This window comes from Pseudomonas sp. (assembly GCF_050739995.1).
Lineage (GTDB): Bacteria > Pseudomonadota > Gammaproteobacteria > Pseudomonadales > Pseudomonadaceae > Aquipseudomonas.
Genome location: NZ_JBOICG010000246.1, coordinates 1 through 8,019, shown reverse-complemented (window position 1 = coordinate 8,019; position 8,019 = coordinate 1). Strand labels below are relative to the sequence as shown.

Genomic DNA, 8,019 nt, shown 5'->3' with positions numbered 1-8,019 from the left:
CCTTCGAGGGTGGCACGCTGGAAGATCTCGCCTTCGGCAAGGCCGGATTGCTTGAGGCCTTTCATCAAGTCTTCAGTGGAGATCGCCTTGTTGCCTTCGATCTCGATACTGGCGACAGAAGGTCGCTCGACGACAGTGATGACGAGGACGTTACCTTCGCGACCCAGTTGGATATCTTGAAAGAACCCGGTTTTGAACAGCGCACGAGTGGATTCCACCAGGCGACGATCATCAGCCTGTTCCCCGACGTTCAACGGCAAGGCACCAAAGACGCTACCTGCGGATACCCGCTGGAGGCCGTTGACGCGAATATCGGAGATAGTGAAGGACTCGGCGTGAACTTCGGCGATCATCAATACGGTGAGAACCGCAGTTAGCAGCAGACGTTTCATGAAGTCCTTTCTTATTCCAACTGGCAATAAACAAACTGCCGCACAATGCGGCAGATTCGCAATTCAGCGAAGCGTTACAGACGTCCCAGATCGTTGACCAGAGCTAACAACATCACTCCAACCACCAAACTGATACCGATCTGTATCCCCCAACCCTGCACCCGATCCGACAAGGGGCGACCACGCACCCACTCGACCAGATAAAACAGCAGATGCCCCCCATCCAATACTGGAATGGGCAGCAAATTCAGAACCCCAAGGCTAATACTCAGATAAGCCAGGAAGTTCAGGAAATCCGCGACGCCCGACTGGGCAGAAGCGCCCGCCACTTTAGCAATGGTTATCGGCCCACTCAAGTTTTTTACCGAGAGCTCGCCGAACAACATTTTTTTGAGGGATTCGAGGGTCAGCACGCTCATGGTCCAGGTGCGTTTCGCGCCTTCGCCGATTGCGGCCAACGGCCCAAAACTGACCTCTCGAACCATTGATGGCGGCCACTCGACACCTTTGACCCCAGCCCCCAGGTACCCCCCGGCAGCCTTGGCCTCCCCACGAACCGACAAGGTCACGGGGACGTCGATTTGAGCACCATCACGCTCAACTTTCAGCACAATTTTGGTATCAGGTCGCACACGCACCAGGTCGACCACTTGCTGCCAGTCGCCCAACGCCTGGCCATCCAGGGCCAACAGGCGATCGCCGGTTTTCAGACCAGCAGCCTGGGCCGGACCTTTCGGGTCCAGCTCCGCCAGCACCGGCGGCAAAGCCGGTCGCCACGGGCGAATCCCCAGGGACTTGATCGGATCAGGCTCATCCGAACCCTTGAGCCAATGATCCAGGGTCAACTCACGCGCCATCTCGGCGGTGGAATCCTGATCGCGCACCACCACACTGACAGTACCGCTTTCACCCAAGCGTCGTACCAACTGCAGATTGACCGCCCCCCAACCAGTGGTCGGTTCGCCATCAATAGAAACAATTTCCTGCCCAGCGACAAGGCCAGCCTTGGCCGCCATGCTGTCAACCTCGACCGCACCGATGACCGGACGCACCTGCTGGCTGCCCAACATGGCCAAGACCCAGAAAAACACCATCGCCAACAGGAAGTTGGCAATCGGGCCAGCCGCGACAATGGCGATACGCTGACGAACGGTCTTGCGATTGAAGGACTGGTCCAACTGGTCCGCCGGCACCTCGCCTTCGCGCTCATCCAGCATTTTGACGTAGCCACCCAACGGAATGGCGGCAATCACGAACTCGGTGCCACGGCGATCATGCCAACGCAGCAAGGGCATGCCGAAACCGACTGAAAAGCGCAATACCTTGACGCCGCAACGACGCGCCACCCAAAAGTGGCCGAATTCGTGGAAGGTCACCAACACACCCAGAGCAACCAGGGTGCCGACAATCATGTAGAGCGCACTCATCTAATTTCTCCGCCTTTCAATCCAGTACCTGAAGGCTCAAACCCACCTGCAGACTAACGCGCGTTGCGATTCAACCATTGCTCAGCCAGGCCTCGGGCCTTCATATCCGCCTCAAACACAGCGCCCAGGTCGTCGACAGCCACTACAGGCTCCAGACTCAGGACGTCCTCGATAATACTCGCGATCTGCGGAAAGCGGATGCGCTGATCAAGAAACGCAGCCACTGCCACCTCATTGGCGGCATTGAGCATCGCCGGCGCGCTGTTACCCGCCTCGGCCGCCTGCCGCGCCAGGCGCAGGCACGGAAAGCGCTGCTCGTCCGGTGCTTCGAAGTCCAGCCGGGCAATCGCAAACAGGTCCAGCGGCGCAACACCGGAATCAATACGTTCCGGCCAAGCCAGGGCATTGGCGATGGGTGTGCGCATATCAGGGTTGCCCAACTGCGCCAACACCGAACCATCCACGTAATCGACCAGGGAATGAATCACGCTTTGCGGGTGAATCACCACCTCAACCTGATCAGGGCGCGCATCGAACAGCCAGCAAGCCTCGATCAGCTCCAGGCCCTTGTTCATCATGCTCGCCGAATCCACGGAAATCTTGCGCCCCATGGACCAGTTCGGGTGCGCGCACGCCTGATCCGGAGATACATGCTCCAGCTGCGTCAAAGGTGTTTGCCGAAACGGCCCACCGGAGGCGGTCAGCAAAATCCGACGCACACCCACCTGACTCAAGCCACGGGCAAAGTCACCCGGCATGCACTGGAAGATCGCGTTGTGTTCGCTGTCGAGGGGCAACAGCACTGCGCCACTCTTGCGCACCGCCTGCATAAAGAGCGCGCCGGACATAACCAAGGCTTCTTTATTAGCCAGCAGAATCTTCTTGCCCGCATCGACTGCCGCCAGCGTAGGGCGCAAGCCCGCCGCGCCGACAATTGCAGCCACGACGGTATCAACCTCGGCGTCGGCCGACACTTGGCACAACCCCGCCTCGCCTACCAACACCTCAGTGGCAAGGCCGGCAGCCCGAAGCCCCTCCTGCAAACCACGCGCAGCGGCCGCTTCAGGCACGACAGCAAAGCGCGGGGAGTGGCGCACGCACAGGGCCAGCAACTCGTTCAATCGGGTAAAACCGGTCAGGGCAAATACCTGGTAACGATCAGGATGACGGGCGATCACATCCAAGGTGCTCAGCCCTACCGAACCCGTCGCCCCCAGCACGGTGACTTGCTGCAGGCGGCTCACGAGGCAGTCATCCACAACAGCACGGCAAAGATCGGAATCGCGGCGGTGAGACTGTCGATACGATCCAATACGCCACCATGACCCGGCAGCAGGTTGCTGCTGTCCTTGATACCCGCCTGGCGCTTGAACATGCTTTCAGTGAGGTCACCCACCACAGAAACAAATACGACGATGGCCGTGCCCAACAGCGCCAGGAAGATCTCCTTCACCGACCACTCGCGCACAACGCCGACGACCAGCGTGATCACCAGCGTCAATGCCAGGCCGCCGTAGACACCTTCCCAGCTCTTGCCCGGGCTGACCGCCGGCGCCAACTTACGCTTGCCGAACGCCCGACCAGAGAAGTAGGCGCCAATATCGGCCCCCCAGACCAGCACCATCACCGCCATGATCAACCAGTTGCCCATGGACGAATTCTTGATCTCCACCAACCCTTGCCAGGCGGGAAGCAGAATCAACAAGCCAATCACCAGCTTGCACGCCACGCTGGACCAGTGGCCACTGGTGCGCGGATAGCTCAACACCAGGAATGTCGCCAGCGCCCACCACAACACCGCGGCACCCAGCACCCAAGGCACGATGATGCTCGACAGGGTATGCATCAGGAACAGCGACAGCGCGACGAATGCGGCGTACACCACACGTGGCAGTTGAGCACTGAAGCCCGCCAGGCGCGCCCACTCCCAGGCACCGAGCGTCACGACCAAGCCGATAAACAGCGCAAAGCCGGAGCCGTCGAGCAGGAAAAACCCGCACAAGGCGATTGGCAGCAGGATCAGTGCCGTGATGATTCGTTGTTTAAGCATTTAAACCCGGGCTCCAGCTTCGATCTGTTCGCTCGTTTTACCGAAGCGACGCTGACGGGAAGCGAAATCGGCCAATGCGTTACGCATGGCATCGTGTTTGAAGTCCGGCCAGAACAGGTCGGAGAAGTACAGCTCGGTGTAGGCCAGCTGCCACAGCAGGAAATTGCTGATGCGATGCTCACCACCGGTACGGATGCACAGGTCCGGCAACGGCAGGTCGCCGGTTACCAGGCAGGTTTGCAACAGTTCGGGCGTAATGTCTTCTGGCCGCAGATGGCCGGCCTGCACTTCGCGGGCAAGCCGTTGCGCAGCCTGGGCAATATCCCACTGGCCACCGTAGTTGGCTGCAATTTGCAACACAAAGCGGTTGGCACCGGCGGTGATAGCCTCAGCTTCACGCATGGCCGCTTGCAGCTCCGGATGGAACCGCGAGCGATCACCAATGATGCGCAGACTGATGTTGTTGTCGTTGAGGCGCTTGGCCTCGCGCCGCAGCGCCTTGAAGAACAGGTCCATCAAGGCACTGACTTCATCGGCTGGCCGCTGCCAGTTCTCGCTGGAGAAGGCAAACAGGGTCAACACTTCAACCTTGGCCTCGGCACACACCTCAATGACGGCGCGCACCGCATCGACACCCGCTTTATGCCCGGCGACACCCGGCATAAAGCGTTTTTTCGCCCAGCGATTATTCCCATCCATGATGATCGCGACATGGCGCGGTACCACGGAGGGCACAGTCTGCTTGGTCTTTTCCATGAAGGCGTCCTGACCCTTTATACGGCCATCAGGTCCTTTTCTTTTTCTTCAGTCGCCTTGGTAATCTGAGCCTCGGCGTCCTTGGTCAACTTGTCGATATCGGCGACGGCACGACGCTCTTCGTCTTCGCTGATTTCTTTGTCCTTGACCAGTTTCTTCAGGTCACCCAGCGCATCGCGACGGATGTTGCGCACGGCAACACGCGCGTCTTCCGCGGCGCTACGGGCCTGCTTGGTGAAGCCCTTACGGGTTTCTTCAGTCAGGGCCGGCATGGAGATCAACAGCAACTCACCCAGGTTGGTCGGGTTGAGGTTCAGGCCGGCGCTCTGGATAGCCTTGTCGACAGCTGCGAGCATGTTGCGCTCGAAGGCCACGACTTGCAGGGTGCGCGAATCTTTGACGGTCACGTTGGCGACGCCGCTCAGCGGAGTGTCGGAACCGTAGTAAGGCACCATCACGCTGCCCAGAATGCTCGGGTGCGCCTTGCCGGTACGAATCTGGCCGAACGCGTGGCTCAGAGACTCCAGGGACTTCTGCATACGCGCTTGGGCGTCTTTCTTGATTTCGTTGATCATTGTTGGCCTTCCTCGATCAGAGTCCCTTCCGCGCCGCCGTGTACGATATTCAGCAGGGCGCCGGGCTTGTTCATGTTAAATACGCGCAGCGGCATCTTGTGGTCGCGGCACAGGCAAATAGCCGTCAGGTCCATCACGCCCAGCTTGCGATCCAGCACTTCATCGTAGGTCAGATGATCGAACTTCTCGGCATGCGGGTCTTTGAATGGGTCTGCGGTGTATACGCCGTCCACCTTGGTAGCCTTGAGTACCACGTCAGCATCGATCTCGATGGCGCGCAGGCACGCTGCCGAGTCGGTGGTGAAAAACGGGTTACCCGTGCCGGCGGCGAAGATCACCACTTCCTTGGAGTTCAGATGGCGCATAGCTTTGCGGCGATCATAGTGATCGGTCACGCCAACCATGGAAATAGCCGACATCACGATAGCCGAGATATTGGCGCGCTCCAGGGCGTCACGCATGGCCAAGGCGTTCATCACAGTGGCCAGCATGCCCATGTGGTCACCGGTGACCCGATCCATACCGGCCGCGCTCAGCGCCGCGCCACGGAACAGGTTGCCGCCACCAATCACCAGGCCGACCTGAACACCGATACCGACCAACTGGCCAACTTCAAGCGCCATGCGATCGAGCACCTTGGGATCGATCCCGAACTCTTCCGAGCCCATCAGGGCCTCGCCGCTAAGCTTGAGTAGAATGCGTTTATAGCGAGCCTGATGACCACTGCCCTGCTGAGCCATTGCGAATCTCTCCTGCGGCGTATTTTTAAAAAATTCTTGGCGAGCCGTTTACGGCTTGCGTTCACTCTAGCTGGACGCTATCACAGCGCCATCGGAACACGGCTTTGTAAGCCAGTTCCGAAAGGAAACCAAATAAAATTGGCCTTCCCATTTGAAAAGAGGCTGCGCGCGTGAGCGGGCAGCCTCTTTCGGGCGACAGTTGAAAACCGTCTTATTGCTTGGCGGCAGCCAGCTGGGCAGCAACTTCTTCAGCGAAGTTGTCGACCGGCTTCTCGATGCCTTCGCCTACTTTGAAGTAAGTGAAGGAAACGATTTCAGCACCGGCTTTCTTAGCCAGTTCGCCAACCTTGATTTCAGGGTTCTTGACGAACGCCTGCTCAACCAGGCTCGCTTCAGCCAGGAACTTGCTGATACGGCCTTTGACCATGTTCTCAACAATGTTTTCTGGCTTGCCAGCGATCTTGTCGGCGTTCAGGGTCAGGAACACACCCTTCTCACGTTCGATCGCTTCAGCGGAAACTTCCGATGGCAGCAGGAATTCAGGGTTGGTTGCCGCTACGTGCATAGCGATGTCCTTGGCCAGCTCAACGTCGCCGCCTTTCAGAACAACGGCTACACCGATCTTGTTGCCGTGCAGGTAACCACCAACAACATCACCTTCAACGCGGGTCAGGCGACGAATGTTGACGTTTTCGCCAACTTTGCCGACCAGTACCAGGCGAGCAGCTTCTTGAGCTTCGATCAGAGGCTCAACGGTAGTCAGCTTGTCAGCGAATGCTTTTTCAACGCTGGCAGCAACGAATGCCTTGAAGTCATCTTGCAGAGCCAGGAAGTCAGTCTGCGAGTTCACTTCCAGCAGAACTGCGGATTTACCGTCTTCCTTCAGAGCGATTGCGCCTTCAGCAGCAACGTTGCCTGCTTTCTTGGCAGCCTTGATGGCGCCGGAAGCACGCATGTCGTCGATGGCTTTTTCGATGTCGCCGCCGGCCTTGGTCAAGGCCTTTTTGCAATCCATCATGCCTTCGCCGGTACGCTCACGCAGTTCTTTAACCAACGCTGCAGTAATCTCTGCCATTTCAAAATCCTCTTGGATAGGTTTTCAACCATTCCACCCGATCAAACGGGCGATCAATTCTTCCCGAATCTCCTTTGTAGGCCGCTGCACGTTACAGATGATGTAGCTGCGCTGCCGACAAACGGTTTTCGAGGTGGCAAAAAGGGGGCCAAGCCCCCTTTTTGCTTACTGAGTCAACGCCAGGGCGTCAATTACTCAGCGGCAGCTACCGGAGCTTCTTCAGCGAACTGCTCGGTACCACCAGCAACGTGGTTGCGACCACGGATTACAGCGTCAGCCATCGAACCCATGTACAGCTGGATAGCGCGGATTGCGTCATCGTTGCCTGGGATGATGTAGTCAACGCCTTCCGGGCTGCTGTTGGTATCGACTACGCCGATAACAGGGATGCCCAGCTTGTTGGCTTCGGTGATCGCGATACGCTCGTGATCAACGTCGATAACGAACAGTGCGTCAGGCAGACCGCCCATGTCCTTGATACCACCCAGGGAACGATCGAGCTTTTCCAGGTCACGGGAGCGCATCAGCGCTTCTTTCTTGGTCAGCTTGGCGAAAGTACCGTCTTCGGCTTGTACTTCAAGGTCACGCAGACGCTTGATGGAAGCACGGATGGTTTTGAAGTTGGTCAGCATACCGCCCAACCAGCGGTGATCGACGTACGGCGAACCGCAACGTGCTGCTTCTTCAGCAACGATCTTGCCAGCGGAACGCTTGGTGCCGACGAACAGGATCTTGTTTTTGCCCTGGGCCAGACGCTCTACGAAAGTCAGAGCTTCGTTGAACATTGGCAGGGTTTTTTCAAGGTTGATGATGTGGATCTTGTTACGCGCGCCGAAAATGTATTTACCCATTTTCGGGTTCCAGTAACGGGTCTGGTGACCGAAGTGTACACCGGCCTTGAGCATGTCGCGCATGGAAACAGTTGCCATGATTACCTCTATAGATATAGTTTGGGGTTAAGCCTCCACGTATCCCGTACAACCGACCCATCGGCTCTTTCGAAC

Annotated in this window: 9 protein-coding genes; all 9 read right to left on the bottom strand. The window is 57.9% G+C overall.

The window, feature by feature from the left end:
• Positions 1–392, bottom strand: a 392-nt coding sequence (locus tag ACRESD_RS08410; protein ID WP_431750503.1) for a POTRA domain-containing protein, incomplete at its 3' end; no start/stop codon positions are given.
• A 74-nt stretch (positions 393–466) separates the two neighbouring features.
• Positions 467–1,819: a sigma E protease regulator RseP gene (gene rseP / locus ACRESD_RS08405; RefSeq protein ID WP_431750502.1), complete on the bottom strand. Its 1,353-nt coding sequence runs from the start codon at positions 1,817–1,819 to the stop codon at positions 467–469.
• Between the two features lie 53 nt (positions 1,820–1,872).
• Positions 1,873–3,063, bottom strand: coding sequence for a 1-deoxy-D-xylulose-5-phosphate reductoisomerase (gene ispC / locus ACRESD_RS08400; protein ID WP_431750501.1), 1,191 nt, complete (start codon positions 3,061–3,063; stop codon positions 1,873–1,875).
• Positions 3,060–3,869 carry a phosphatidate cytidylyltransferase gene (locus ACRESD_RS08395; protein WP_431750500.1) on the bottom strand — a complete coding sequence of 270 codons (810 nt, stop codon included), beginning with the start codon at positions 3,867–3,869 and terminating at the stop codon, positions 3,060–3,062. The genes ispC and ACRESD_RS08395 overlap by 4 nt, the downstream gene beginning before the upstream one ends.
• Positions 3,870–4,625 (bottom strand): polyprenyl diphosphate synthase, encoded by a 756-nt coding sequence (gene uppS, locus ACRESD_RS08390; RefSeq protein WP_431750499.1) that lies wholly within the window; start codon positions 4,623–4,625, stop codon positions 3,870–3,872.
• Between the two features lie 17 nt (positions 4,626–4,642).
• Entirely contained in the window at positions 4,643–5,200 is a 558-nt protein-coding gene (gene frr, locus ACRESD_RS08385; protein ID WP_003189163.1) for a ribosome recycling factor, read from the bottom strand.
• On the bottom strand, positions 5,197–5,940 hold the full coding sequence (gene pyrH / locus ACRESD_RS08380; RefSeq protein WP_431750498.1) for a UMP kinase: 744 nt from the start codon (positions 5,938–5,940) through the stop codon (positions 5,197–5,199). Before pyrH ends, frr begins: the two co-directional genes overlap by 4 nt.
• 211 nt (positions 5,941–6,151) lie before the next feature.
• On the bottom strand, positions 6,152–7,015 hold the full coding sequence (tsf, locus tag ACRESD_RS08375) for a translation elongation factor Ts (RefSeq protein WP_431750497.1): 864 nt from the start codon (positions 7,013–7,015) through the stop codon (positions 6,152–6,154).
• 191 nt (positions 7,016–7,206) lie between these two features.
• On the bottom strand, positions 7,207–7,944 hold the full coding sequence (gene rpsB, locus ACRESD_RS08370) for a 30S ribosomal protein S2 (protein ID WP_431750496.1): 738 nt from the start codon (positions 7,942–7,944) through the stop codon (positions 7,207–7,209).
• Positions 7,945–8,019 lie beyond the last annotated feature (75 nt).